This window comes from Nocardiopsis moroccensis, from assembly GCF_055763695.1.
Genome location: NZ_CP199747.1, coordinates 1871276 through 1893539, shown reverse-complemented (window position 1 = coordinate 1893539; position 22264 = coordinate 1871276). Strand labels below are relative to the sequence as shown.

Genomic DNA, 22264 nt, shown 5'->3' with positions numbered 1-22264 from the left:
ACCACCACACGAAAGAGAGAGTGCCGTGAAGAACGATACCCCGATTCCCGAGATGCCGATGTCAATGCTCCGCATCCTCGACGTCGCCCACCAGCTCACCGCTGAACTCGGCGGATGGCAGTTCCACCCCGGCCTGTCCATGACCCCCCACAACGACATCTGTGGCCACCCGGACCTGTCCGTGAGCCTGTCGCACAAGGCCTCCCCAGAGGAGGTGAGTGCACTCCTGGATGACGCGTCGCTCGTGCTGGGTGTGGATGTGAACGTCAACCGCCACGAGGAGGGGGACATCGGGTCCTTGCGCGTCAAGAACTGGCGCGGCACCGGCGTGACGGTGTACGTGTCCGGGCGGGTCACGGCCCCGAAGGCGGTGGCGTTGTGACTGCCCCGTTGACGGAGGCCGAGCAGGCCTACCACCGCACCCTCCAGGTGCCGCCCCAGAAGCGGCTGTGGCGGATCACCCCCAACAACCACTTCTGGGTGGCGTGCTGCGACACCACGAGCGCGATCCGGTACGACGACCCGGCTGAGGCCACGGACGCCGCCCTATACCACCTCAAGCACTGCCCGGAGGCCAGACATGGCCGGTGACGCTCTCATCCTGTACGGCGTGTTCGGCGCGACCGTGTTCACCCTGCTGGTCGGCGGGGTTGGCGGCTACTGGATCCGTGCTGGTGAGGACCAGTGGCGTCGGGCCCGTGACCGTCACCTGATTGAGGGGCTCCGAGCCAAGCTCGCCCCCACCGCACCGCCGGTTCGTAAGCCTCGCCGTGGTCGTCACGCCGCCCCGAAGGAGACCCCCAATGAGTGAGCACACCACCCACATGACCCCGGCGATGCTCCGCTCCGAACTGGCCGGCCTGCCCCGCCTGGCCGCTGAGGGCAGTGAGCTGCTGGGCCTGTACGAGGACGTGTACGCCGACGAGATCTCGGAGGAGATCACCGCCCTGTTGGGTCGGATCGGGGCGCGCGCTCACGTGCTCCGCAAGCAGCACGTGGCGGCGCACCGGCGGGATGCGGCGTTCGCGGATGCGGTGAACGCGGACCTGGCCGGACTGGAGGTGGCCGGTGGTGACCTGTTGGAACCGGAGCCGTTCGGGTGGGCGCCCGAGGCGCACGACCTGGTGTTCCCGGTTGCTGGCCCGCAGGAGGACCGCGAGGACCGGACTGCGCGGGAGCACGACGAGACCACGCAGGACTGGAACCGCGCCGCAGAGGAGGGCGAGAAGTGACCTCCTCGAAGATCCACGCGCTGTGTCCCTACTGCGGGTCCACGATCCAGGTCCGCGCCGACGACACGATCCGCCACCACCGTGGCCCCAACCCCGCGTTCCCGAACGCGAACCACTGCAAGCGCGGAATCGGCACGGTCACCACTGAGTGGCCGGAGCACATCGACAGCAAGGGCCGCACTGTCCGCACACACCCGGGCGAGTTCAAGCCGGGGCGGCTGGTGACCTCCCGGGAGATGTGGGACTTCATCCACGACACGGACTTCGCCGCTGCGTGGACCCCCGATCAGGTTCGGATGCTCGACCAGTTCGAGATCCGCGTGAAGGGTGCCAGCGCCGACGAGGCGAGGGCCTCCGACGGTCAGGTGGTGGTCGACAGGTTTGACCTGGCGATGCTGCTGCACGCCTCACGCACGAACCCCGACCTGGTGCCCGCCGTGAGGCGCATCGAGTCCGCTCTCGACCGCGCCCGCGAGACCGATGCCCAAGATTCCGTGACTGACGAAGGCCCGGAGGTGCCGTTCTGATGACCGCCACCGAAGAGCGCACCATCCAGGCCATCACCCAACCCGGCGTCTATGACGGCATCCCCGAGGCGCTTTATCACCGCGATCCTGTGCCCGGCGGAAGCCTCTCATCCTCCGGGGCCCGCAAGCTCCTCGCACCCAGCTGCCCGGCCCTGTTTCGCTACGAGCAGGACCACAAGCAGCCCCACAAGAAGACGTTCGACCTGGGCACCGCCGCGCACAAGCTCGTACTCGGCGAAGGCCCCGAGCTCATCGTCATAGACGCCGCCCGGTGGGACACCGACAAGATCAAGGCCGAAGTCGCCGCGATCCGCGAAGCAGGAAACGTCCCGCTCAAGCGGCACGAGTACGAACTCGTTCAGAACATGGCCGCTGAGCTCAAGCGGCACCCGATCGCCGGAGCCCTGTTCCAGCCCGGCGCTGGAAAGCCAGAGCAGTCCCTGTTCTGGAAGGACCCCGCCACCGGGGTGATCTGCCGGGCACGGCTGGACTGGCTGCCCACCCAGGCCAAGGGCAAGCGGCTGATCATCGGCGACTACAAGACCACGAAGTCCGCCGCACCCGCTGACATCGCGAAGTCCGTGGCCGACTACGGCTACCACCAGCAGGACGACTTCTACCGGCGCGGCGCCCGCGAGCTGGGCATCGGCGACAAGAACACCAGCTTCGTGTTCGTGTTCCAGGCCAAGACCCCGCCCTACCTGGTGACCGTGGTCGAGCTCGACCACGAGGCCCGCCGGATCGGCAAGGAACGCAACGACTACGCGCTGAAGACCTACGCGCGCTGCATGGAGTCCGGCGTATGGCCGGGCTTCTCCGACGACATCACGATGCTCTCCCTGCCCGTGTGGGCGGAGCGTCAGCACGACGACCAGGAGTTCATGGCATGAGCGAGATCGCGAACCGAGACGACAACAGCGCAGAGCTGGCCGCAGTCGAGCAGGCTGCACAGAACGACGAGCTCGTGCAGTGGGCGTTCCGCGCCGACCGGGCCTACCAGATCGCGCAGAAGCTCCAGAACACCAGCTTCATCCCGGCGTCGATGCGTGGCAAGCCCGGAGACATTACCGCCGCGATCCTCGCCGCGCAGGAAATGGGCATCCCGCCCATGGCCGGGCTGCGCAGCTTCGACGTTATCCACGGCACCCCCGGCATGAGGGCGCACGCTATGCGGGCGCTCGTGCAGTCCAAGGGCCACAAGGTCAAGCTCATCGAGTCCACCCCTGAGAAGTGCGTGTACCGCGGCAAGCGCAAGGGCGAGAGCGAAGAGGAGTGGCAGGAAGTCACCTGGACGATCGAGCGGGCTCGTGATCTCGGGCTGGTTGGCAAGGGCGAGTGGAAGAAGCAGCCGCAGACAATGCTGGTGGCCCGCGCGACGGGTGAGATATGCCGCCTGATCGCCGCGGACGTCCTGCACGCGATGCCCTACGCCAGTGAGGAGCTGGATGGGTTCGGGCAGGCGGACGGTGCGGCGCAGGTTCCTCGGGTGACGGTGCGGGAGCTGAACCCGGACGCAGCGCCGCAGCGGGAGGAGCCCGAGTCGGGTGAGCCGCGGACGGAGTTGCCGAAGGACGACCCGTGGTACGTGCCGAAGGACGAGACGCCCTCGGATGAGGAGCAGGACGCCACCTTCGAGGAGTACGTGGGGTCCCAGTCATGAGCTGGTTCCGTCGCCTGTTCGCCGCCCCCTCCGAAGAGGGGGCGGCCCCCACCCCCGAGCTGCGGCCCGCCCCGTACTCCTCTGCGTGGCACCAGCGCCGCGCCCACCGCGCCGGAACCGCCGCGCACATGGGCTACGGCAGGTTCCTGCGCGGCTGCACCGCCGCGACCGCGGAGGAGATCGCGGTTGTCGCTGACACCGCCTCGCAGGAGTGGGCGGCGTTCGCTGCGGCTCTGCGCGCTGAGGACGTGGACGTGACCGTCCCCCACGACCTGTCCGGGCTCGAAGAAGGGGGCATGTGATGGCCACCCCGATCGGTTCTGTGTGGCCGTTCCTGAGCGGTCGGCAAAGGGCCGCTGAGATCGCCCGGCGCGGCACCACCACCAAGTCCGCGCCGACGCCGGTGCCGCCGCGTCCTTCGGATCTGCAGACCGCTGCGGCGGAGGAGGCCAGGCACGCCGATGAGTGGGCGGACGGCATGACCCCTGATGAGTACTTGCTGGCTTTGGTGGGTCGGGGCCAGGAGCGGATGAACCCCCCGAAGGAGACCCCCGATGAGTGATCTCGAAACGACCCGCCGCGAGTTGGATGACGCGAACTCGACCATCCGGCAGTTGCTCCAGCAGCGGTCTGATCTGCGCAAGGAGCGTGACGCCGCTGAGGAGAAGGGCGCCCGGTCCATGCGCGAGCGGGCCGCCCTCGCTGTCGAAGAGGCCGTTACGGGGACCTACGAGGCCCTGGACGCCGCCGAGGCGATCCGCGCCCTGCCGCTGCTCCCCGACGGCGACGACACCGAGGCCCAGGACGGCGAAGTTCCCGCAGGTCACCACGTGAATCCTGCCGCCAGGAAGAACGAGGACAAGACCACGGTCCACGTGGCCACACCCGAGGACATCACCCCGTGCGGGGAAGGCCACCACGACGTCACCGTCGCAGCGCTGGTCACCGAAGCGAACTGCCTGGAGTGCCTGCGCACCCTCGCACAGCTGAACGGGGCCGCGCGCCCGGTCACCGACTACGAGGACCACACCCCCGCCGCCTACCAGCGTGGCTACGACGCCGGGTGGGGTGACGGCGGGCGTGCCATGCGCAAGGCTGCCGCGAGGGTCGCGTACAAGACAGTCGGGCCGGACGCGGAGACCCGCATCAACAACACGTGCCTGCCGGTCAGGCCCGACGAGTGGCAGGACACGGCCCCGGCCCGCTCCGACTACGACGCCGGGTTCTCCGATGGGCTCCGCATGGGTGACGCCCGCACCACCGACGTCGAGTCCCGGCTGGCCGCACTGGAATCCCTCACCTCCTCGCAGGCCGACGCGCTCGCAGACCAGTCCCGGCTGATCGACAACCTGCGCACCGACATGCGAGGAGCCCAAGCCGCCCTGCGCGGGCTCGGGCAGCGCGGCGACGAGATCCAGATGAACGTGTCCGCGCTCGGCGGTGACCACGACGACCTCAAGGCTGCAGTCAAGGCGCTCCGGAAGGGACGCCCGGGCCGTCTCGGAGGCGACGGGTGAGCGCCCGCGCCCTGTGTCCCGAGTGCGGGCGCACGCTGACCGTCCGCTCTGACGACCGGCTCCCACGCCACTGGTGGTCGGCCCGCGAAGAACGCGCCAGCGCCGACCAGTGCGAAGGATCGCAGATGGGCACCCGGTTCTGGCCAACACGGGAGACCGGCGGAGAACCCATCCGCTTCCAGCGCACACCCCGCCACTGACCACACCCCCGTGGGGCGCCCGGAGCGGGGGCCCGGGCGCCCCACCCACACTCCTGGAGAAGCACATGGACACCACACCGAAGGTCATAGGCCTCGACCTTTCGCTGTCAAGCACCGGAATCGCCTCCTCTGCCGGATGGGTCAACTGCGTCGCCACCAAACCCGACCAGTTCCCCACCACGTTCGCCCGACTCCGCCACATCCGCGCCGAAGTCATCCTCCACGTGCGGGGCGCCCACCTCGTCGTTGTGGAGCAGCTCGCCATCGGGTCCCAGACCGGGCAGCACCTCACCCGAGCCGGGATGTGGCACCTGGTCATGGAAGCCATCGACGCCGCTGACATCCCGTGGACGTCGGCCACCACACAGCAGCTGAAAAAGTACGCGACCGGGAAGGGCAACGCGTCCAAGGACGCCACGTTGTTGGCGGTGGCCCGCCGGTTCCCGGCCTGGGACATCACCGGGAACGACGAGGCGGACAGTCTTGTGCTCGCGGCGATGGGTTCGGACCACCTCGGGCACCCGCTCGCGGACATGCCGCAGACCAACCGGGAAGCGCTCGACAAGGTTCGGTGGCCCGACCTGCTGGAGGTGGCCCGGTGAAGCGGTACGCCATCAAGTTCGGGGCTGGCTACACACCCACCGCCCCACACGACTGGCAGCGAGACGCCGTGTGCGCTGGTGAGGACCTGGAGCTGTTCTACGGGCCCGACGGTGAACGCAGCGCCGAACGCGAGACCCGGGAAGCCGAAGCTCTCGACCTCTGCTGGGGGTGTCCGGTGCGCACACCCTGCCTGGATGACGCGCTCATCCCTGCGAACACCGGGCAGCACGGCGTGCGGGGCGGCATGACCGCTGAGGAACGGATCGTGGAGCGCCGCACCAGGATGCGGCACACCGCCGCAGGGAGGGTCGCGTGATGGCCATCGCCCCCACCACCTGCTACAACCGGGGCTGCGAGCACCCCGAACACCGACTCGCACGCAACGACTACGTCAACCACCGGCGCCGCGAAATCGCCTACGGCCGCTGGCAGCCCTACGTCGACGCCGAGCCGGTCCGCGCCCACGCCCTCTGGTTGATGAGCCAAGGCGTACCCCTCAGCAAGATCAAGTCCGCCTACTCCGAAGCTCAGGTCCTCGTCTACGGGCGGCCGAGCCGAGGCATCAAGCCGAGCCGCCGTGTTCGCGCTGAGACCGCTGAAGCGATCCTCGCGATCCGCCCCACCCTCCAATGGCTCGGGCCGCGTACCGAGGTGGACCCCGCGCCCGCCCGTCGCCGTCTCGAAGCGCTGTACGCGCTCGGATGGGGGTGGGCTGCCATCTCCCGCCACATGGGGGCGGCCGAAGTGCAGGTCCGCTATTCCTTGTCAGCGCGGGTGGTGACGGCTCAGTGGACACGTCGGGTGATGGCGGTCTACGACGCCCTGTCGATGAAACGCCCTGAGGGGCAGTACGCCGACCGGACCCGCGCCTTGGCAGAGGACAAGGGGTTCTTGCCGCCTTTGGCGTGGGACGACGACCTGATTGATCTCCCGGACGCCGACCTCGAAGTAGAGCTGGCCCGCCGGGTCGAGCAGATGGACCTGACGGAGCTTCACCGCTGCTACCGCGCCCACCACGAGTGGGGCGACCGGTCTCCGTTGATCGTCGCCGGGGCGAAGGCGTTCCCGGGGCGCCGGCGTGAAGCCCGACGTGAGCGCGACCGCGCCGCCGCCTGATCCGCCCGCCGTGTCTGCCTGGACCACCACGGGCACGGCGGGCCCAACCCCCCAAGGAGGAGACATGAACTTCACCGACGACAGCCCGACGCTCTACCCGGTACCGACCCCGCCCGCTTCCACCGTCACTCGCCAGCAGCGCTGGGTGATCCCTGGGTTCGGGGCGCGCGGCGTCACCATGTGGACGCTCCAACAGGTCCTGACGGAAGCCCAGGACGCCTACCAGCGCGACCAGCAGGAAGTGGGCGCTCCTGCCGCCGCTGACGCGATCACCGCCCGCATGGAGGGCGACTCGCTGGTGGTCAGCTTCGAGTCCCGGAGTGGGGTGAGCGCGTCATGAACACTCAGCTCACGATCGGTGAAGCGCTCGCCGCCGACGGCATGGCACGCGCCACCGCCGCGTCCACACCGACCGCCGTCGACGAGGTCAACCGCATCATCCGCGAGCTCGCCCGCGCAGGACAGCCCTTCTCCGCGAACGACGTCCGCCCACGCCTGCCCGAGGGCATCCGTCCCGCCGCTGTCGGGGCCTGCTTTCGGAGGGCGGCCCGGTTTGGTCTGATCCGCCCGGTCGGCTACGTGGCGTCCACGGATGTTCGCACCCACGGGCATCCGGTGCGGGTGTGGCAGGGCACTAGGGGGGCCGTGTGATGGTGCTGCAACTGCCCGAACCCGATGCCGCAGAGCAGGCGTTCCCGTTCGATCCGACGACCGCTGACCGGGCTGCTGTGGACGCTGAGCGGGCTCGTGAGCGCCGTATCCGCGAGGACCAGCGGGACCGCACCCTGGCCGCGTTGGCCGCGTACTTCGACCCTGAGGACTGGCCTGCCGCGTTGGTGGCCCGGGTGGACGTGGAGCCGAGGTGGTAGGGCACAGCGAGAAGCCCGCACCGGACGTGGTGCGGGCTGGAAGGGGCGAGGGCTATCGGCCTTCGCCTCGGGGTGGCCTGGGGGCTTCGCCGTGTGCCCTGGAGTTCCTGAGCTTGGCGATGTACTCCCGTGACCAGTCCACGGACCGGGCGATGCGCGCGTTCTTCTCACCTGCGTCGATGTGCTTGCCGATGGTCTCCATGAGCTTGTCGCGGGCGGCGTCGTACTCGTCTCGTAGCTGCCGGAGTTCGGGGATCTCGTCTCGTGCCATGAGTGCCATGTTGTCACGACCTTCCTTGCGAACTGAATGCGGAACTAAGTTGACACTCCCATGCAAGGGGAGTAGCGTCAACTCTAGACGGAACAAAGTTGACAAGCAATCACCGGGGGATGGATGACCAACCAGATCGACACCCAGAGCAGCAGCCCGTTCGACGCGATCAAGGAGATCGACGAAGACGGCACCGAGATCTGGAGGGCCCGCCGCCTACAGGACGTCATGACCTATCCGCGATGGGCCGACTTCCTCCCGGTCATCGAGCGGGCGATGGAAGCCGCCAAGAACACCGGGCACGACGTCTCGGACGTTTTCAGGGAGTCGCCTGAAAACCCCTCCCCCCAGGGAGGACGCCCCCGCAAGGACTACAGGCTCACTCGCTTCGGGGCCTACCTAGTCGCGATGAACGGCAACCCGAACAAGGCCGAGGTGGCCGCCGCTCAGGCGTACTTCGCCGTCCGCACCCGAGAAGCCGAACTTGCCCAGGCCCAGCCGAAAGGCGACGAACTCGACGCCATCGAGTCGCTGGTTGCCGCGATCCGTGTTGACCGCCAGAGGCTCACCGTCGTCGAAGGCCGCCAGGACATCACGGAAGCCCGACTGGACTCCATCGAAGGCAACCACGACTGGTTCGCCGCCGTGGCCTACGCCAAGCTCCACAACCTCCGCAGCGAGGTGAGCTACCTGAAGAGGGTCGGCTCCCGAGCGGCGAAGATCCTTCGCTCGCAGGGCCAGGAGCCCGGCAGGGCTCAGCATCCCGTCTGGGGAAAGGTCAACCTCTATCCGGTCGACGTGCTCGCCCAGGCGTTCGCTGAGACCCAGTCCTAGCCAACGACTCGGGCCGCCCTCATCCGAAGTGAGGGCGGCCCACCACCACCGTAACCCAAGGAGAACCACATGGGCCGCCTGCTCGCCACCGCCCGGATGACCGCCCGCCACAACCTCACCTGGTCCATCGAAAGCGGATGGGAGCCCGCTGACTGGTCCGACGTCCACCAGCTCCCGGAGCGCATCGCTGACCAGCTCATGGGGGAACTGCGGGCCCGCATCGCTCCCGACGCCACGGCCGACGAGATCCGCGACATCATCGCCCGCTTCGACACCCGCTGACCCCACTGCCAAGGGCAACGCCCCAACGAACGGAGAACCCATGAGCAACGACCACATCCGCCCCGGCCGCAAGTTCGCGCACTGCCACCCCTACGACTCAACGGTCCTGATCGTCCGCGAGTACGACGGCGGCGACCGGGTGGTCGTGACCGACACCAACGGCAAGAACCTGCGCGGTGTCCTCGCGAAGAACCTCCACCCCGCCGCGACCACGAAGACCGGACGCAAGCGGCGCAGCGGCTACGCGCCCGCCTGACCCAACGCAAGGCGGGGCGTCCTCACTCGACCTGAGGACGCCCCGCACCACCCAGCAAACCACAGGAGGAACCCCATGGCCGCTCACGCCGAACTCGCCGCCGGTCTCCGCAACCTCATCGACACCCGCGCCGAAGACCCCAGCAACCTGCCCTGGTGCTCCCTGTGCCGGGTGGACATCAGCCTCGACACCGGCCAGTGCGAATGCGAACACCTCGGCTACGGCATGGAGATCGTCACCGCGGCCGAGGTCACCGCACCTCCCCGGGCCGCACACCACATCCCGCGCCTCATCGGTGCGGGCCTGCGCCACAACATCCCGCTCGGCAACACCCGCTACTGCCCCGGCTGCGAAACCCCCGTGCACCCCGTGACCCTGGCGTGCGCCTGCTTCACCCCGACCCGGAAGGACACCTGATGCACCCCTGGTGTGACGGATGCAAGGACTACCCCGACAGCAACGGCATCTGCTTCTGCCACGACGTACACGAGGAGATCGCCCGATGAGTGACTACGACACCCCCTACGACCTCGCCGCCGACCAGTACGCCAACGGCGACTACGACGAGCAGGAACCCACCACCGCACCCCGCGAAATCCAGGTCACCCGCTACGTGTGCCCCCACTGCTCCCGAGGCCACTCCAAACGCGACGCCGCCACCGACCACATCACCCGCTGCTGGAAGAACCCCGCACTCCAGGGGTGCAAGTCCTGCGTGCACTTCGAACGGGGCCGTGCCGAGCGGTGCGACTGCGGACACCCGCACTGCGACGACTACGACTCGCAGCCTGACATCTGCCTGGTGGGTGTCGCCCTGGCCGACGGGAAGCCGGTCACTGGCTGCCCCGAGTGGAAGCCCGCCAACGACATCGAGGAGACCGCATGAGCTTCACCGACACCTACCCGCAGCCCACCCACGAGACGGCGACCGCACGACAGGTCGCCGGCTACCTCGCCACCGAAGCCCTGTGGCTGCTCGGGCGGGCCGAGCGACGCCGCGAACTCCACGGCCCCGCCGACACCGCCGCCGTCAACCTGTTCGCTCTCGCCGACGCCAAGGCCGAAACGGCCTACGCCCTGCACGCCGCCCATGAGGGGGCTGACGTCGAACACATCGCCCACATGCTCCTGCTCGGGGCGGAAGCCGGTGGGGCTACTCAGCACCGCGCCAAGCAGATCGCTCGCCGTGGCGGCTACGACCCCGACAAGGCCCGCACCGCGGGCTACGAGTCCTGAGGAGGCGACATGACCGAGAACTTGCTGGCCGCCTTCGCCAAGCTCCGCGCGGAGAACACCGAGCTCCGCACCCGACTCGCCGCGGTAGCGCGTATCCCCGCTCACCACGACGAGCACGGCCGCGAGGTGCTGTTGGCCGCTGACGTCCTGACCGCGATCGAGCCTCTGCCTCCGGCCGACGAGCTGTAACAGCGGGCGGGCCCCGGATGGAGAAAGCACCCGGGGCCCGCACCCACCGTACCGAACCACCAGGAGACACCGTGAACACCCAGAACGCCATGACCGCCAACCTCGAAGCCATCCGCGAACGCCTCGCCGTCGTCGCTCACCTCGGAACCGACTGGACCTACATCGACGACCCCAAGAACCACAACTGGCTGGTCGCCTACGACATGGACACCCCCGGCGCTGGGCTGGCCGCGACCGTCCCGGACTACGGGGAGCACATCGCGGACCTGCTCGCGAACGCCCCGAAGGACCTGACGGACCTGCTGGCTGTGATCGACCACCTCACCCTCAAGCACGCGGAGGTTCAGGCCTTGTCGATGCGGCGCGGCGAGGAGATCGCACGTCTGCGCGGCGAGCTCAAGGCCAAGGCCTAACCCCCGCGGCCGTGACCCCGCCGCACCCAACCCCGAAGGAGACACCGTGAGCACCGACATCCACCGCGACCCCAACCGGTTCACCCACGGCAGCGACTACGACCACGGCGAGCCCCGCACCTGGGAAATCACCTGGACCAGCGGACACACCGAGAAGGTCACCGGCCACCAGGTCACCCACAGCGGCACTCGGGCCGTCAGTCCGCTCTTCGGGGCGTCCGGCTCGGAGGTGCCGAAGCTGCTCGTCCACGGAGTCGTTGACGGCCACTGGGGACTGAGGCTGTCCGCCCGAGAGGACGACATCCGCACCATCCGCGACGTCACCGACGGCGAGCCGACACCCGAGACCTGACCCCTTCAGCCCGACCGGACCGAGCCGGGGACCGCGTGCAAACCGCGGATGGGCGCCAACACCAACCACACCGACCACCAGGAGCCAGACGTGACCGACCACCGCTACCCCGCCGCCACCCGCGACGACTTCATCCGCATGCTCGACGCCTCACACGAAGAGGTCGACGCCGCTACCGACGCGATCATCAAGGCCGTCGAGGACGCCGCCAGCGGGAGCGGAAGCGTCGCGATCGCGACGCTGGCCCGGTACGTGCTCGACAACGGGCACGTCCGCGAAGCCACCGACACCACCCTGGGGCAGCTGGCCAACCTCGCGGACCCCGACCCCAACAACCCCGTCGGGTTCGAGCAGGCCCTCAACACGTGGGAGGCCGCGTGGGGGGACCACGCCGACAACTACACCGGGATGCCCACCAAGCAGGACGACGCGACCGCGGCGAAGGCCATCCGCGAACTCATCGCTGCCGGCCACGAGCAGCTCCACATCCTCCAGGCCGCGCGTGCTGCGGGGGCGACGTTCAGTGCTGACGTCGGCCACTACCTCACGCCCGCCAACGCCTGACCGCACACGACCCCGAAGGAGAACCCGTGGACAACACGTCACTCGGAGACCGAATGAAGGCCTACGAGGAAGCCACCCGCCACACCCTCACCCCCCGAACCCACACCATCGTCCGAGTTGACGGGCGAGCGTTCCACACCTTCCTCCGCCACGCCGACCGACCCTTCGACGAAGCAGTCATGGCCTCCATGGACGCCACCGCCGCCGCCCTGTGCTCGGAGATCTCAGGGGCCGTGTTCGCCTACACCCAGTCCGATGAGGTCAGCGTTCTGGTCACCGACTACGGGAACCAACACACACAGCCGTGGTTCGGCGGAGTCGTGCAGAAGGTCGCCTCCGTCGCCGCATCGGTTGCCACGGTCGCGTTCAACAGCGAGTACAGCGTCCACTACGACGGCGCTACCGCGACCTTCGACGCCCGCGCCTTCACCATCCCCGACCCGGTCGAGGTCGCCAACTACTTCCTGTGGCGCCAACGCGACGCCGTCCGCAACGCCATCTCCATGGCTGCGCAGTCCGAGTTCTCCCACCGCGAACTCCACGGCGTCAACACCGACCAGATGCAGGAACTCCTGTGGTCGAAGCGCGGCATCAACTTCAACGACTACCCGGCCGGAGCCAAGCGGGGCCGCGTGTGCGTGCGCATCACCCGCGAGGAGGACGTCACGTTCACCGACAAGCGCACCGGACAGGAGCAGACGACTCGGGCTGTGCGGTCCCGATGGGAGTCGCAGCCTTCCGAGCACTTCACGGCGAACGCAGGTGGGTGGCTGGCCGAAGCCATCCCCACGCGAACCACGGCCTGACCCCCGGGGGCGCCTTGACCCGCGCCCCACCCCGGGCATGACGAAGGGCCGCCGAAGCGGCCCAGAAAGGAGAGAGGTGTCAGGAGGTCAGTTGTCCAGGTCAGCGTCAGACACCAGCCCCGCCTTCACTGCCTCGTGCCACGCGTTCTCCAGTCGGCGCACCTGCTCGCGGGTGATGTCGAGTTCCTTCGCGATGTCGGTCTGCTTCACGCCGCGGGAGCGCAGGCGGGCGATGACACGGCCCAGCTCCAGGCGCTCCCGGCGGACTTTCTCTTCGGCCTGCTCGATGCGGGCGTTGGCTTCGCGGATCTCGGTGAGGTCGGTGTCTGTCATGGCGACAGTTTCGCATAGCAACATGTGGCCAAGTCTAAGGTGGCGACATAAGAGTTGGCAACGTATAGAGTGGCCACATAGAATGTTGCATAGCGCCCTTGAAGGAGGAGCCGTGACCGTCCGAACGCACGCACCCCCGAAGACCGACCTCGACCAGTACCGGGACGCCTGCGACCACTGCATGCCAACCGAGACCGACCGCGCCAACTACACCGCCCTGCCCACGCGGATCCGCCACACCCCCAGCGGCATCGTCGCCCGCTACCGCCACACCTGCGGCCACACGTGGACCGTCGGCTGGTTCCACAACCGCACCTGACCAACACCACCAACGGGGGGCCGCACATGGGTTACGAGCTCTACCGGCACGTACTACAAAACGCGCCGACCGAACTCGACGCCGCCGCGCGCCTGGTTCTCGCTGTCATCGCCGATGACGCCAATGAGAGGACCCGCAAGAGCTATCTCGGGATGGACCTGCTCTCCCACAGGACTGGGTTACTCCCGGACTCGGTCGGCAAGGCCCTGCGGCGCCTCGCCAAAGCCGGAATCGAGATCCGCACGCCGATCGGCGTCGACGGGAAAGGGCGACCGGTATTCGCGGCGAAGGGGAACCGGACGACGTATCTCATCCCGGTGTTCCCGGAGAGGGCGTTCATGGCACCAAAGCCCGGACGAGAGGCAGACCTTTCACGGGCTCAAAGCCCGGACGGCGAGCAGGCCAAAGGCGACTCAAAGCCCGGACGAGAGTCCGCAAAGCCCGGACGAGAGTCCGCAAAGCCCGGACGAGAGGCAGACCCTCCTCCTCAGTCTCCTCAGTCTCCTCATTCTTTTGGCGCCGACAGCGACAACCTCTTCCCCGATCTCGACGACGCCCCCGCCGACAAAGAAGAGAAGCCGAAGGAACCCAAGAAGCCCAACAAGGCGACCAAGAGGACTCACGCCCCCGAGCACTTCCCCATTACCGACCGAATGCGCGCATGGGCGAAGGAGAACGTGCCCACCATCGACATCGACTTCGAGACCGCACAGTTCCTCGACCACCACGGATCCAAGGGCAACACGTTCCTGGACTGGAACCGCGCCTGGCACACGTGGATGCGCAACGCCCGCAAGTTCGAGGAGCGCCGCAACCAGAACCGCCGCAGCAACCTCCGCGTCGTCGGCGGCTCCCGTGACGAGATCGGCGACGCCGACTACTGGAACAGCCTCACCGAAGAAGAACTGAGGAACATCCTGTGACCAACACCTTCGACCCCAACGACTTCGCCGCCCACCTCGCCGAAGCCCAACAGTCCGTCCTGCGCGAACAGGCCGAACACCGCACCAACACCTTCCTCGCCCGCCGGCCCGCCAAGTTCTCCCCCGACGGAGAACTCCACCCCAAGGTCCTCAACTGGTGCCGTGACTTCTACCGCGGCACCGCCACCGGCGGCCTCGTCCTCGTCGGCGGTGTCGGCGCCGGGAAAACCTGGACCCTGTGGAAGGCCGGGGAAACCCTCACCCGCAACGGGTGGCGGGGCCGGTTCGAGATCGTGGACGCCTACGACATCAAAACGGCCATGCGTGACCGCGACAAGGACGCCGAACAGGTGTGGCTGGACGCCGACTTCCTCGGCATCGACGACATCGGCGCTGTCGGCATGCAGGGCTGGGACTCCGACAACCTGCACAAGCTCATCAACGAACGCTGGAAGCACGACCGGATCACCGGGCTGACCACGAACTCTCCGAAGTTGAAGGAGCTGCTGGAGGAGAGGGCCGCGTCCCGCCTGTCCGATGGGGCGACGTTCGTGGCCATGGGCGAGACCGACCGTCGGAGGGCCGCATGACGATGATCGAAGAAGCCCCCGCGACGGATGTGCGCAAGCCCCCGTTCGATGAGCTCGCGGAGCAGCAGGCCCTCGGGGGGATGCTGATCTCCCGGGCCGCGGTCCGCCAGGTGGTGGGGATTATTCGCCCCGGTGACTGGTACCGGCCCGCACACCAGATGATCTACGACGCGATCGTGGACCTGGACTCGCGCAACGACCCGGTCGACGCCATGTCGGTCGACGCCGAACTGCAGCGGCGCGGGGAGGCAGGCAGGTACGGGGGAGCCCCCTACTTGATCGAGCTGACGGAGAAGATCCCGACCGCGGCGAACGCCGGGTACGCCGCGAAGCGGGTGTCGGACGTGGCGGTGCTGCGCAAGCTCGTTGAGGTCGGTACCACGGTCGCGTCGCTGGGCTACCGGGGCGAAGGGGATCTCGCTGACTTGGTGGCGCGTGCTGAGCAGCTCATCAGCGAGGTCGAGACCCTGCAGGACACCGAGAGTGTGGGTCTGGTCAAGCTCGACCAGGTGTTCCAGGAGGTCGTGGACGACCAGGACGCCGCAGAGGTCTACGCTCCGGTCGCCCCGCCGTATGCGGACCTGCGGGAGGTCATGCCTGACGTCAAGCCGGGCCAGGTCGTCATCGTGGGCGCCCGGCCCGCTGTCGGCAAGAGTGTGGTCGCCGCTGACTTCGCCCGCTACAACGCCATGCACCGCGGGGTCGGTACGGCGATGTTCTCCCTGGAGATGACCCGCCTGGAGCTCGGGCAGCGAGTCATGGCCGCTGAGGCCGGTGTGCTGCTGTCCCGGCTGCGTGACAAGCAGATGGACGAAACCGACTGGGCTCGGGTCATGGGCGTCAAGGAGGTGTGGGACCGGTCGCCGCTGTGGATGTCCGACGACTTCAACATCAGCCTGCCGCACATGCGGTCCCGGTTGCGTAAGCACACCCGCACCCACCGGATCGACTTGGTGATCGTTGACTACCTGCAGTTGTTCGACGGCCCCAAGGGGGAGAGCCGCCAGCAGGAGGTGTCAGCGATCTCGCGTGGGCTGAAGAAGCTCGCGAAGGAGTTCGGGGTCGCGATCATCGTCCTCAGCCAGCTCAACCGTGAGTCGACGAAGCGCACGGACAAGCGCCCGCAGATCTCGGACCTACGCGAAAGCGGAAGCCTGGAGCAGGACGCCGACGTGGTGATCCTGCTGGACCGGGAGGACACCCGCGACAAGGAGTCACCCAGGGCGGGGGAGATCGACTTGCTGGTGGAGAAGAACCGCAACGGCCGGGGCGGGTGCGAGGTGGTGTGCGCCATGCAGGGCCACTACTCCCGGATCGTGGACATGGCCGGGGTGGCGCACTTCGGCCCGGCGAAGGGCGCGTGATGGGCATGCGCATCCTGGATCTGTTCTGCTGCGCCGGTGGGGCTGGCATGGGCTACCACCGGGCCGGGTTCGACGTGGTGGGGGTGGACATCAACCCCCAGCCCAACTACCCGTTCACCTTCCACCAGGGCGACGCCATCGAGTTCGTGCGCTCCCACGGCCACGAGTTCGACGCCATCCACGCGTCCCCGCCTTGCCAGTCGTATTCGGCACCCACCCGCGGCACCAACGCAACCCGCAACGCCGCGGCCGGACGCTCGCACCCGGACCTGATCCCCGCCACCCGAACCGCACTGGAAGCCGCGGGCCGGCCGTTCGTGATCGAGAACGTGCCCGGATCCCCACTCCGGCGGGACCTGCTCCTGTGCGGCGAACAGTTCGGGCTCGGAGTCCTGCAACACCGGGTGTTCGAGCTCGGAGGGTGGGCCACCGTCCAGCCGGCGCACAAACCGCACCGCGGCCGGGTCCGCGGCTGGCGGCACGGTGAGTACTTCGACGGCCCCTATGTGGCGGCTTACGGCAAGGGTGGCGGCAAAGCGTCCGTGGGGGAGATGCAGACCGCGAAGGGCATCGGGTGGACGGATGTTCATCACGAGCTGACCGAGTCGATTCCGCCGGCGTACACGGAGTGGATCGGTGGGCGGCTTGCCGCGGAGCTTTGTCCGGGGCAGCTCGCACTGCCGCTGACATGAGTGCGCCCCGCCAGCTGGTACCTGGCGGGGCGCGCCCCCAATGCTCTCACACGTCCACCATTCGCACGCTGACGGCCCCACGGGTTTGTCGGCACCACGACCTAGGCTCAACATTCATGAGCGCTCCACGCGCACCACAGCCCCAGGAGGGGTTATGTCCTACGAAGTCATCCTGATGTGGTCCGCCGCAGTGATCCTCGCGGCTCTCGCACTCGTCATCGCTGGGGTGGCCATCGTCGCCTTTGGTGCCGCTCTCCACAACGCCATCAACCGGTGGCGCATCAACGGACTCACGGCCGCTGAGGTCCGGTATGTCCGCAGCGTGGCCGCGCGCCTCCGTCACCGGAGCAAGGCTCGCGACCGCAACCCGAAGCGCCAGATCGACACCTGGGAGTTCCACGATGGATGACGCCGCCCACCCCCGCTACCGGGACACCCACGGCCGCGTCTGGGAGGACCGTGACGGCCCCGTGCTGCTCACGGATGACCCCGACGAGTACCCCGACTGGGTCACCATGCAGGCCATCCGTCACGCCTACGGGCCGCTGACCCGCATCGACCGCGAGGAGACCCCCGATGTCTGATCCCCGCATCTTCGCTCTCCACGAAGAGATCGCCGACGCCGTCAACGGGCGCCGCGCCGCTGAGCAGTACCTCGAAGACGCCAACAAGACCAACAACCAGCTGCGCGGGGCCATGCGGAAGCTGCGCGAGGAGAACGACCGTCTGCTCACCGAGATCGCTGAGCTCAAGAAGGAGCCCTCTGATGTCTGACTCTGATCTGCTGCGTCGGGCCGCCGCCCACGTCCGCTACCTCGCAGGCGACCCCGCCGAATGGGACATGGACACCAACAACCTCACCACCTTCGAGGTTCATGAACAGGACGAACGCGGCTGGTGGTCCCGCCTGATCGGGCGTTCCTTCCGCCCCACCCGTGCCTTGCACGTCGCCGCGTGGGACCCCAAGACGGCACATCACGTTGCCGACTGGCTGGAGCAGCACGAGGAAGAGCACAGCACCTACGACTGCCAGTGGGAAAAGTCCGCGTGCGCCGCCATCAAGACCGCCCGCGCCCTGCTCAACGAACCCGCCAACGACCCGGGCGCCGCACCCTGCCCGCACGGCGTCAAGTTGGACATGTGCGACACCCGGGAGTGCGCCCACACGCTCAACCAGATCACCGGGCAGGCGTGATGGGGCTCGCGCTCATCTGGCTCGCCTGCATGGTGCTCGCCTACACCATCGGCCGGACACGGCCCTTCCGCGAACTTGGCTACCGGCTGGAGGACTGGGGACGCCGCAACAGCCCCCGCCACCTGCCCTGGTACCGCAAGCACACCTCCGACGCGCTCGGGGCCGCGTGGATCGGGCTGATGTTCGCCACCCACCCCGTGCGCACCTGGCGGCGGCTCCGCGAGTACCGCAACCCGACCCCGCGCCCGCCCGCGCCCATGCCGAACCCCGTATGGCCCGACAACCTCAAGGAGAACTGATGGCTGGCGAAACCCAGATCGTGATCGTCGGGAATCTGGTCGACGACCCGGAGATGAAGTTCCTGCCCTCGGGCGTGGCCGTGGCCAACTTCCGTGTGGCCAGCACGCCCCGCACCTTCGACCGGCAGGCCAACGAGTTCAAGGACGGCGAGAGCATGTTCCTGACCTGCACTGTGTGGCGGCAGCAGGCAGAGAACTGCGCCGAGACCCTGCAGAAAGGCATGCGCGTCATCGTGCAGGGCCGGTTGAAGCAGCGGTCCTTCGAGACGCGTGAGGGCGAGAAGCGCACCGTGTTCGAGATCGACGTGGAAGAGGTCGGCCCGGCTCTGCGCAGCGCGTCCGCGAAGGTCACCAAGAACGCGCCGTCGGGACGTCAGGGCGGCGGGTTCGGTGCCCCGTCCGCGCCGCAGGGAGGGTACAGCCCCGCGCAGCAGGGGTTCGGGCAGCAGACCACCGACGCCCCTCCCTTCTGACCACCAACCCCGGGGCGGGCCACGGTCCGCCCCACCAGCCCCCTGGAGGGCACATGGCAGACACCCACGAGAACGCCACCATGCACGTCGACGCCCCCACCCACGACTGGTGCCCGCACTGCCTCAAAACCACCCTCACCCGATGCAACATCTACGCCCTGCTGCCCAGCGGGCCGCTCCGGGTCGGGGAATGGGCGATCTGCGAAGAGTGCGGACACAGCCCCTACGAGGAGGACACCCAGTGAGCGAAACCCCAGTCACCCGCAACCTCACCGCCGCCGAGCTCTACCTCGCCTGCACCATGCGCCGAGAAACCAAAAGCATGAACTACGCCGACCGGTTCGACGCCTCCACCCTCACCAGCGAGGACGTCGCCAACTACAGGAAGGTGTTCGGCAATGCCCACGGCCATCCGACCAGCAAAATCACGGAGGACACCGATGGGTGAGCGCACCACCCGGCAAGCCGCGGACGCCGACGCCTACGAAGCCGCCGAACGTACCCCACCCCGGCCTGTGACCACCGTGCACCTGCCGCCCGACCCCGCAGACGCGCTGACCCGCCACGACCAGGAACACGGACACTACGAGGACGGCAAGTGACCAAGCTCCGCACCGGCCGGAAAGTCAAGCTCCACCTGTACAAACAGACCGGCCCCAACCCCTCCAACTGGGACCCGCCCGTCGGCACCGTCTTCACCGAAGAACTCGCCACGGAGATCGTGGCGGCCGTCAACGCCGTCGCCCGCATCCGTGCCCTGCACGCCCCTCAGCAGCGCGGCCCCGCCAACGAGGAGTACTGCTCCGCCTGCGGAACCATGAGCCCCTGCCCGACCATCCGCACCCTGGAGGACCAGTGAACGACCTGCGCGACCGCATCGCCCAAGAGGTGAACGACCACCTGCACCGGCTCGAACGCACCATCCGCGAAACCGCACGCGACGTGGACGACGACAGCCGCGCCCTCGGCATGCTCGACGCCGCCGACATCATCAAACACGCACGCACCCAAAACTGAACCCGCACTCACCCGGGCCCGGCCAACCGCCGGGCCCCACCCATGCCCGCACACGAAAAGCGGGGCACCCACCGGGTACCCCGCCCCGTCCTCCGTGATCCCCATCAACTCGGACACCAGCAACGATACCCAAAAAGCATCAACATAAAGAAAGTCATGCACTTTAGGTATCATCGCTGGTATGCACCCCACACACGTAGGGTCCACACCCACCACGTCCCCCCACACGGACGTGCTCCACACCATCCGCATCCCGCGCCTGCGCCGCGACTCCCACTACCTACACCGGCTCGTCGCGTCCCTCACAGACGGGTACGACCGGCCCCTGTGGGCGCTCCCCGCCCCGGAAACCCTGGTCGTGCGCGCACCCCACCTCGTGGAGGATGCCCTGCCGGACCGTGCCCGGGTGTCCACCACCACCTCCCTGATCCCCCACACGGGGGCGCGTGTGGAGTGGGCGCTGGTCGCGAACCCGTGCAAGGCCACCGGGCCGCGCGGCGACGACGGGCGGATCATCGGCCGTTCCAAACGGGTCCCGCTCCCCGAAGGGCAGGCCCCCGACTGGGTGACCCGCAAACTCACCGGCCCCCTGTCCGAGGTCACCGTCACCGCGTGTGAACGCACCCGCTCCCTGACCGGCCACAACCCCAGGACCGGGAACACCATCACCCACACCCGGTACATGGCCACCGGAACCGGAACCGTCACCGACCAGGAGGCGTTCGCCGCCCTCCTCCACGCGGGTGTCGGCTCGGGTAAGGCGTTCGGGTGCGGGCTCCTCCTGGCCAGCGAGGTGGCCTGATGACCGCCCCCAAAAAGTGCCCCGGCTGCTCCCGCCCCATCTCCAAAGTCGAGATGCGGTGCACCCCCTGCCATCTCCGTCTGCCCGAGGATCTCCAGCACGCCATCGAGGACGCCGAGCGGACCCTGCGCACGAAGAACGCCGAAGCACACGTGTGGCTCGGGCAGCACCCGCACGCCACCGAACGTGAACTCCAGGTCATCGCGCTTGCTGCTCAGGGCCGTGACAACGATGAGATCGCGGAGGAGCTTTCCGTCAGTGTTCACACAGTCCGGGACTACTGGCGGAACCTGTCGAAGCGGTGGGGTTGCCGCGGTCGGGCTCATGTGGTGGCGACGGCGTTTCGGCTGGGCTACATGTCGTTGGAGGTGACGGCATGACGTATGCGTCCGCCCCGGTGATGGTGTGGGAGTTGGCTGGCCGCCCGCACCGGCCCACGCTCGGAGTGACCGACACCCCCGGAACCTGCGCGATGTGCGCCCGCCACCAGGAGCAGACAGCCCCGGCGAAAAAATGGCTGGAAGGCAAGTCGTTCACCGACCCCGCCCACCTGCGCGCCAAGTCGTCCCGGGTGTGTGAAGCCTGTGCGTGGTGCTGCACCGGCAAGGGCATGGACCAGATCCGCATGTGGTCCATCGTGGCCCGCGAGGACATGGTGCTCCCGGCCAGCAACCCGAAGGCCGTCTTCGCTGGGGATCACCTGCACTTCACCAGCCGCGCCGACATGCGCACGGTGGTCGACACGCTCGCGCACCCGCCCGCCGGCCAGTGGGTGGTGTCCATCGCGGAGTCGGGCCAGAAGCACACCACCCCCTACTCCGTCATCAACCACGGGGGAGGCCGGTGGCGGGTGCGCATGGACGCGTTGGACATCGACGCCACCCCGGCCGACTTCCGGCGCGTGTTCGCCCACGTCGTCGCCCTGCGACGGGCCGGGTTCTCCGCTGATGAGATCGAACACCTCGACCCGTCGTTCTCCCGCTTCAAGACCCCGGACGACCTTGCCCTGTGGGGTCACCACTCCGCTGTCCTGGCCCCGTGGCGGTCGTCGCCGCTGCTGCACCTCGCTGTTTTCCTCCCAACCAAGGAGCACCTTGATGAGTACGCCCACGACTTCCCAGCCGCCGGACCTGATGTCGGCGCTCACCCCGCAGGAGCAGCGGGCGGTCCGCTTCCTGGACGCGATGTTGAACAGCGCGGACGTGGACACGATCGGCAGCACCCGGTGGTGGGACCGGGCGAAGACGGCGCTGGAGACAGCGGCGTCCAGCTCGACCTCTTTCGGTGAGGCCGTCTCGACCGCCGCAGGGAAATTGGAGATCCACACCAG

Annotated in this window: 47 protein-coding genes and 1 pseudogene; 46 read left to right on the top strand and 2 right to left on the bottom strand. The window is 68.2% G+C overall.

All coding sequences use genetic code 11. From position 1 onward, the window contains the following. Window positions 1-58: 58 nt before the first annotated feature. From ACUKCB_RS08490 to ACUKCB_RS08415, 16 genes are all read left to right on the top strand, one after another. The gene (locus ACUKCB_RS08490) at window positions 59-382 is read left to right on the top strand and encodes a hypothetical protein (protein ID WP_473039958.1); all 324 of its coding nucleotides are present in this window, start codon (window positions 59-61) and stop codon (window positions 380-382) included. After that, entirely contained in the window at window positions 379-591 is a 213-nt protein-coding gene (locus ACUKCB_RS08485; protein ID WP_473039957.1) for a hypothetical protein, read from the top strand. The genes ACUKCB_RS08490 and ACUKCB_RS08485 overlap by 4 nt, the downstream gene beginning before the upstream one ends. Further along, window positions 581-811, top strand: a complete 231-nt coding sequence (locus ACUKCB_RS08480; RefSeq protein ID WP_473039956.1) for a hypothetical protein — start codon at window positions 581-583, stop codon at window positions 809-811. Before ACUKCB_RS08485 ends, ACUKCB_RS08480 begins: the two co-directional genes overlap by 11 nt. Next, window positions 804-1232, top strand: coding sequence for a hypothetical protein (locus ACUKCB_RS08475; protein ID WP_473039955.1), 429 nt, complete (start codon window positions 804-806; stop codon window positions 1230-1232). The genes ACUKCB_RS08480 and ACUKCB_RS08475 overlap by 8 nt, the downstream gene beginning before the upstream one ends. Next, window positions 1229-1759 carry a hypothetical protein gene (locus ACUKCB_RS08470; RefSeq protein WP_473039954.1) on the top strand — a complete coding sequence of 177 codons (531 nt, stop codon included), beginning with the start codon at window positions 1229-1231 and terminating at the stop codon, window positions 1757-1759. Before ACUKCB_RS08475 ends, ACUKCB_RS08470 begins: the two co-directional genes overlap by 4 nt. Then, window positions 1759-2649: a PD-(D/E)XK nuclease-like domain-containing protein gene (locus ACUKCB_RS08465; protein ID WP_473039953.1), complete on the top strand. Its 891-nt coding sequence runs from the start codon at window positions 1759-1761 to the stop codon at window positions 2647-2649. Before ACUKCB_RS08470 ends, ACUKCB_RS08465 begins: the two co-directional genes overlap by 1 nt. Continuing rightward, on the top strand, window positions 2646-3419 hold the full coding sequence (locus ACUKCB_RS08460; RefSeq protein WP_473039952.1) for a hypothetical protein: 774 nt from the start codon (window positions 2646-2648) through the stop codon (window positions 3417-3419). The genes ACUKCB_RS08465 and ACUKCB_RS08460 overlap by 4 nt, the downstream gene beginning before the upstream one ends. After that, on the top strand, window positions 3416-3721 hold the full coding sequence (locus tag ACUKCB_RS08455) for a hypothetical protein (RefSeq protein ID WP_473039951.1): 306 nt from the start codon (window positions 3416-3418) through the stop codon (window positions 3719-3721). The genes ACUKCB_RS08460 and ACUKCB_RS08455 overlap by 4 nt, the downstream gene beginning before the upstream one ends. Next, window positions 3721-3981 (top strand): hypothetical protein, encoded by a 261-nt coding sequence (locus tag ACUKCB_RS08450; protein WP_473039950.1) that lies wholly within the window; start codon window positions 3721-3723, stop codon window positions 3979-3981. Before ACUKCB_RS08455 ends, ACUKCB_RS08450 begins: the two co-directional genes overlap by 1 nt. Further along, window positions 3974-4936 (top strand): hypothetical protein, encoded by a 963-nt coding sequence (locus tag ACUKCB_RS08445; RefSeq protein WP_473039949.1) that lies wholly within the window; start codon window positions 3974-3976, stop codon window positions 4934-4936. Before ACUKCB_RS08450 ends, ACUKCB_RS08445 begins: the two co-directional genes overlap by 8 nt. A gap of 265 nt (window positions 4937-5201) precedes the next feature. Continuing rightward, window positions 5202-5738 (top strand): hypothetical protein, encoded by a 537-nt coding sequence (locus tag ACUKCB_RS08440; RefSeq protein WP_473039948.1) that lies wholly within the window; start codon window positions 5202-5204, stop codon window positions 5736-5738. After that, the gene (locus ACUKCB_RS08435) at window positions 5735-6055 is read left to right on the top strand and encodes a WhiB family transcriptional regulator (protein WP_473039947.1); all 321 of its coding nucleotides are present in this window, start codon (window positions 5735-5737) and stop codon (window positions 6053-6055) included. Before ACUKCB_RS08440 ends, ACUKCB_RS08435 begins: the two co-directional genes overlap by 4 nt. Beyond that, the gene (locus tag ACUKCB_RS08430; RefSeq protein ID WP_473039946.1) at window positions 6055-6855 is read left to right on the top strand and encodes a hypothetical protein; all 801 of its coding nucleotides are present in this window, start codon (window positions 6055-6057) and stop codon (window positions 6853-6855) included. Before ACUKCB_RS08435 ends, ACUKCB_RS08430 begins: the two co-directional genes overlap by 1 nt. Window positions 6856-6919: 64 nt before the next feature. Continuing rightward, window positions 6920-7195 carry a hypothetical protein gene (locus ACUKCB_RS08425; RefSeq protein ID WP_473039945.1) on the top strand — a complete coding sequence of 92 codons (276 nt, stop codon included), beginning with the start codon at window positions 6920-6922 and terminating at the stop codon, window positions 7193-7195. Continuing rightward, a complete protein-coding gene (locus ACUKCB_RS08420) occupies window positions 7192-7506 on the top strand; it encodes a hypothetical protein (RefSeq protein ID WP_473039944.1) in 315 nt (104 codons plus the stop codon). The genes ACUKCB_RS08425 and ACUKCB_RS08420 overlap by 4 nt, the downstream gene beginning before the upstream one ends. Then, window positions 7506-7724, top strand: a complete 219-nt coding sequence (locus ACUKCB_RS08415; protein ID WP_473039943.1) for a hypothetical protein — start codon at window positions 7506-7508, stop codon at window positions 7722-7724. Before ACUKCB_RS08420 ends, ACUKCB_RS08415 begins: the two co-directional genes overlap by 1 nt. Before the next feature lie 52 nt (window positions 7725-7776). On the opposite strand, the gene ACUKCB_RS08410 is transcribed toward ACUKCB_RS08415, so the two are convergent. After that, window positions 7777-7995, bottom strand: coding sequence for a hypothetical protein (locus tag ACUKCB_RS08410; RefSeq protein WP_473039942.1), 219 nt, complete (start codon window positions 7993-7995; stop codon window positions 7777-7779). Between the two features lie 123 nt (window positions 7996-8118). Here ACUKCB_RS08410 and ACUKCB_RS08405 point away from each other — a divergent pair, with 123 nt between their 5' ends. The 11 genes from ACUKCB_RS08405 to ACUKCB_RS08355 all read left to right on the top strand — a co-directional run bounded on the left by ACUKCB_RS08405 (window position 8119) and on the right by ACUKCB_RS08355 (window position 12927). Further along, entirely contained in the window at window positions 8119-8829 is a 711-nt protein-coding gene (locus ACUKCB_RS08405) for a hypothetical protein (protein ID WP_473039941.1), read from the top strand. A 69-nt stretch (window positions 8830-8898) separates the two neighbouring features. Then, window positions 8899-9111 carry a hypothetical protein gene (locus ACUKCB_RS08400; RefSeq protein WP_473039940.1) on the top strand — a complete coding sequence of 71 codons (213 nt, stop codon included), beginning with the start codon at window positions 8899-8901 and terminating at the stop codon, window positions 9109-9111. Between the two features lie 40 nt (window positions 9112-9151). Further along, window positions 9152-9367 carry a hypothetical protein gene (locus tag ACUKCB_RS08395; RefSeq protein ID WP_473039938.1) on the top strand — a complete coding sequence of 72 codons (216 nt, stop codon included), beginning with the start codon at window positions 9152-9154 and terminating at the stop codon, window positions 9365-9367. Between the two features lie 75 nt (window positions 9368-9442). Beyond that, window positions 9443-9784, top strand: a complete 342-nt coding sequence (locus ACUKCB_RS08390) for a hypothetical protein (RefSeq protein ID WP_473039937.1) — start codon at window positions 9443-9445, stop codon at window positions 9782-9784. A gap of 85 nt (window positions 9785-9869) precedes the next feature. Then, complete coding sequence (locus ACUKCB_RS08385) at window positions 9870-10253, top strand: hypothetical protein (RefSeq protein ID WP_473039936.1); 384 nt, start codon at window positions 9870-9872, stop codon at window positions 10251-10253. Beyond that, window positions 10250-10603, top strand: coding sequence for a hypothetical protein (locus ACUKCB_RS08380; RefSeq protein ID WP_473039935.1), 354 nt, complete (start codon window positions 10250-10252; stop codon window positions 10601-10603). Before ACUKCB_RS08385 ends, ACUKCB_RS08380 begins: the two co-directional genes overlap by 4 nt. Before the next feature lie 9 nt (window positions 10604-10612). Next, the gene (locus tag ACUKCB_RS08375; RefSeq protein ID WP_473039934.1) at window positions 10613-10792 is read left to right on the top strand and encodes a hypothetical protein; all 180 of its coding nucleotides are present in this window, start codon (window positions 10613-10615) and stop codon (window positions 10790-10792) included. A gap of 71 nt (window positions 10793-10863) precedes the next feature. Further along, window positions 10864-11205, top strand: a complete 342-nt coding sequence (locus tag ACUKCB_RS08370; protein WP_473039933.1) for a hypothetical protein — start codon at window positions 10864-10866, stop codon at window positions 11203-11205. Window positions 11206-11251: 46 nt separating this feature from the next. Continuing rightward, window positions 11252-11557 carry a hypothetical protein gene (locus ACUKCB_RS08365; protein WP_473039932.1) on the top strand — a complete coding sequence of 102 codons (306 nt, stop codon included), beginning with the start codon at window positions 11252-11254 and terminating at the stop codon, window positions 11555-11557. Between the two features lie 48 nt (window positions 11558-11605). After that, window positions 11606-12121 carry a hypothetical protein gene (locus ACUKCB_RS08360; RefSeq protein ID WP_473039931.1) on the top strand — a complete coding sequence of 172 codons (516 nt, stop codon included), beginning with the start codon at window positions 11606-11608 and terminating at the stop codon, window positions 12119-12121. 26 nt (window positions 12122-12147) lie between these two features. Further along, window positions 12148-12927 (top strand): tRNA(His) guanylyltransferase Thg1 family protein, encoded by a 780-nt coding sequence (locus tag ACUKCB_RS08355; RefSeq protein ID WP_473039930.1) that lies wholly within the window; start codon window positions 12148-12150, stop codon window positions 12925-12927. Window positions 12928-13014: 87 nt separating this feature from the next. On the opposite strand, the gene ACUKCB_RS08350 is transcribed toward ACUKCB_RS08355, so the two are convergent. Then, window positions 13015-13260, bottom strand: a complete 246-nt coding sequence (locus tag ACUKCB_RS08350; RefSeq protein WP_473039929.1) for a hypothetical protein — start codon at window positions 13258-13260, stop codon at window positions 13015-13017. Window positions 13261-13372: 112 nt separating this feature from the next. Here ACUKCB_RS08350 and ACUKCB_RS08345 point away from each other — a divergent pair, with 112 nt between their 5' ends. The 19 genes and pseudogenes from ACUKCB_RS08345 to ACUKCB_RS08255 all read left to right on the top strand — a co-directional run bounded on the left by ACUKCB_RS08345 (window position 13373) and on the right by ACUKCB_RS08255 (window position 22222). Continuing rightward, a complete protein-coding gene (locus ACUKCB_RS08345) occupies window positions 13373-13579 on the top strand; it encodes a hypothetical protein (RefSeq protein ID WP_473039928.1) in 207 nt (68 codons plus the stop codon). 26 nt (window positions 13580-13605) lie between these two features. Next, window positions 13606-14502, top strand: a complete 897-nt coding sequence (locus ACUKCB_RS08340) for a helix-turn-helix domain-containing protein (protein ID WP_473039927.1) — start codon at window positions 13606-13608, stop codon at window positions 14500-14502. Beyond that, window positions 14499-15092 carry an ATP-binding protein gene (locus ACUKCB_RS08335; RefSeq protein WP_473039926.1) on the top strand — a complete coding sequence of 198 codons (594 nt, stop codon included), beginning with the start codon at window positions 14499-14501 and terminating at the stop codon, window positions 15090-15092. Before ACUKCB_RS08340 ends, ACUKCB_RS08335 begins: the two co-directional genes overlap by 4 nt. Beyond that, entirely contained in the window at window positions 15089-16456 is a 1368-nt protein-coding gene (locus tag ACUKCB_RS08330) for a replicative DNA helicase (protein WP_473039925.1), read from the top strand. Before ACUKCB_RS08335 ends, ACUKCB_RS08330 begins: the two co-directional genes overlap by 4 nt. Window positions 16457-16461: 5 nt before the next feature. Continuing rightward, window positions 16462-17148 carry a DNA cytosine methyltransferase gene (locus ACUKCB_RS08325; RefSeq protein ID WP_473039923.1) on the top strand — a complete coding sequence of 229 codons (687 nt, stop codon included), beginning with the start codon at window positions 16462-16464 and terminating at the stop codon, window positions 17146-17148. 154 nt (window positions 17149-17302) lie between these two features. After that, window positions 17303-17557 (top strand): hypothetical protein, encoded by a 255-nt coding sequence (locus tag ACUKCB_RS08320; RefSeq protein WP_473039922.1) that lies wholly within the window; start codon window positions 17303-17305, stop codon window positions 17555-17557. Then, complete coding sequence (locus tag ACUKCB_RS08315) at window positions 17550-17732, top strand: hypothetical protein (RefSeq protein ID WP_473039920.1); 183 nt, start codon at window positions 17550-17552, stop codon at window positions 17730-17732. The genes ACUKCB_RS08320 and ACUKCB_RS08315 overlap by 8 nt, the downstream gene beginning before the upstream one ends. After that, a complete protein-coding gene (locus ACUKCB_RS08310) occupies window positions 17725-17922 on the top strand; it encodes a hypothetical protein (protein WP_473039919.1) in 198 nt (65 codons plus the stop codon). Before ACUKCB_RS08315 ends, ACUKCB_RS08310 begins: the two co-directional genes overlap by 8 nt. Further along, a complete protein-coding gene (locus ACUKCB_RS08305) occupies window positions 17915-18343 on the top strand; it encodes a hypothetical protein (protein WP_473039917.1) in 429 nt (142 codons plus the stop codon). The genes ACUKCB_RS08310 and ACUKCB_RS08305 overlap by 8 nt, the downstream gene beginning before the upstream one ends. Continuing rightward, window positions 18343-18642 carry a hypothetical protein gene (locus ACUKCB_RS08300; RefSeq protein ID WP_473039916.1) on the top strand — a complete coding sequence of 100 codons (300 nt, stop codon included), beginning with the start codon at window positions 18343-18345 and terminating at the stop codon, window positions 18640-18642. Before ACUKCB_RS08305 ends, ACUKCB_RS08300 begins: the two co-directional genes overlap by 1 nt. Continuing rightward, a pseudogene (locus tag ACUKCB_RS08295) lies at window positions 18642-19091 on the top strand (single-stranded DNA-binding protein); the annotation flags it as partial. The gene ACUKCB_RS08300 and the pseudogene ACUKCB_RS08295, both read left to right, overlap by 1 nt. 77 nt (window positions 19092-19168) lie before the next feature. Continuing rightward, window positions 19169-19360: a hypothetical protein gene (locus ACUKCB_RS08290; RefSeq protein ID WP_473039915.1), complete on the top strand. Its 192-nt coding sequence runs from the start codon at window positions 19169-19171 to the stop codon at window positions 19358-19360. After that, complete coding sequence (locus tag ACUKCB_RS08285) at window positions 19357-19563, top strand: hypothetical protein (protein WP_473039914.1); 207 nt, start codon at window positions 19357-19359, stop codon at window positions 19561-19563. The genes ACUKCB_RS08290 and ACUKCB_RS08285 overlap by 4 nt, the downstream gene beginning before the upstream one ends. Beyond that, complete coding sequence (locus tag ACUKCB_RS08280; RefSeq protein WP_473039913.1) at window positions 19556-19717, top strand: hypothetical protein; 162 nt, start codon at window positions 19556-19558, stop codon at window positions 19715-19717. Before ACUKCB_RS08285 ends, ACUKCB_RS08280 begins: the two co-directional genes overlap by 8 nt. Beyond that, window positions 19714-19974, top strand: coding sequence for a hypothetical protein (locus ACUKCB_RS08275; protein ID WP_473039912.1), 261 nt, complete (start codon window positions 19714-19716; stop codon window positions 19972-19974). Before ACUKCB_RS08280 ends, ACUKCB_RS08275 begins: the two co-directional genes overlap by 4 nt. Beyond that, complete coding sequence (locus ACUKCB_RS08270) at window positions 19971-20132, top strand: hypothetical protein (protein ID WP_473039911.1); 162 nt, start codon at window positions 19971-19973, stop codon at window positions 20130-20132. Before ACUKCB_RS08275 ends, ACUKCB_RS08270 begins: the two co-directional genes overlap by 4 nt. Before the next feature lie 181 nt (window positions 20133-20313). Next, a complete protein-coding gene (locus ACUKCB_RS08265; RefSeq protein ID WP_473039910.1) occupies window positions 20314-20934 on the top strand; it encodes a type I-E CRISPR-associated protein Cas6/Cse3/CasE in 621 nt (206 codons plus the stop codon). Beyond that, the gene (locus tag ACUKCB_RS08260) at window positions 20934-21314 is read left to right on the top strand and encodes a LuxR C-terminal-related transcriptional regulator (RefSeq protein ID WP_473039909.1); all 381 of its coding nucleotides are present in this window, start codon (window positions 20934-20936) and stop codon (window positions 21312-21314) included. Before ACUKCB_RS08265 ends, ACUKCB_RS08260 begins: the two co-directional genes overlap by 1 nt. Further along, the gene (locus ACUKCB_RS08255) at window positions 21311-22222 is read left to right on the top strand and encodes a hypothetical protein (protein ID WP_473039908.1); all 912 of its coding nucleotides are present in this window, start codon (window positions 21311-21313) and stop codon (window positions 22220-22222) included. The genes ACUKCB_RS08260 and ACUKCB_RS08255 overlap by 4 nt, the downstream gene beginning before the upstream one ends. The last annotated feature ends 42 nt before the right edge of the window (window positions 22223-22264 follow it).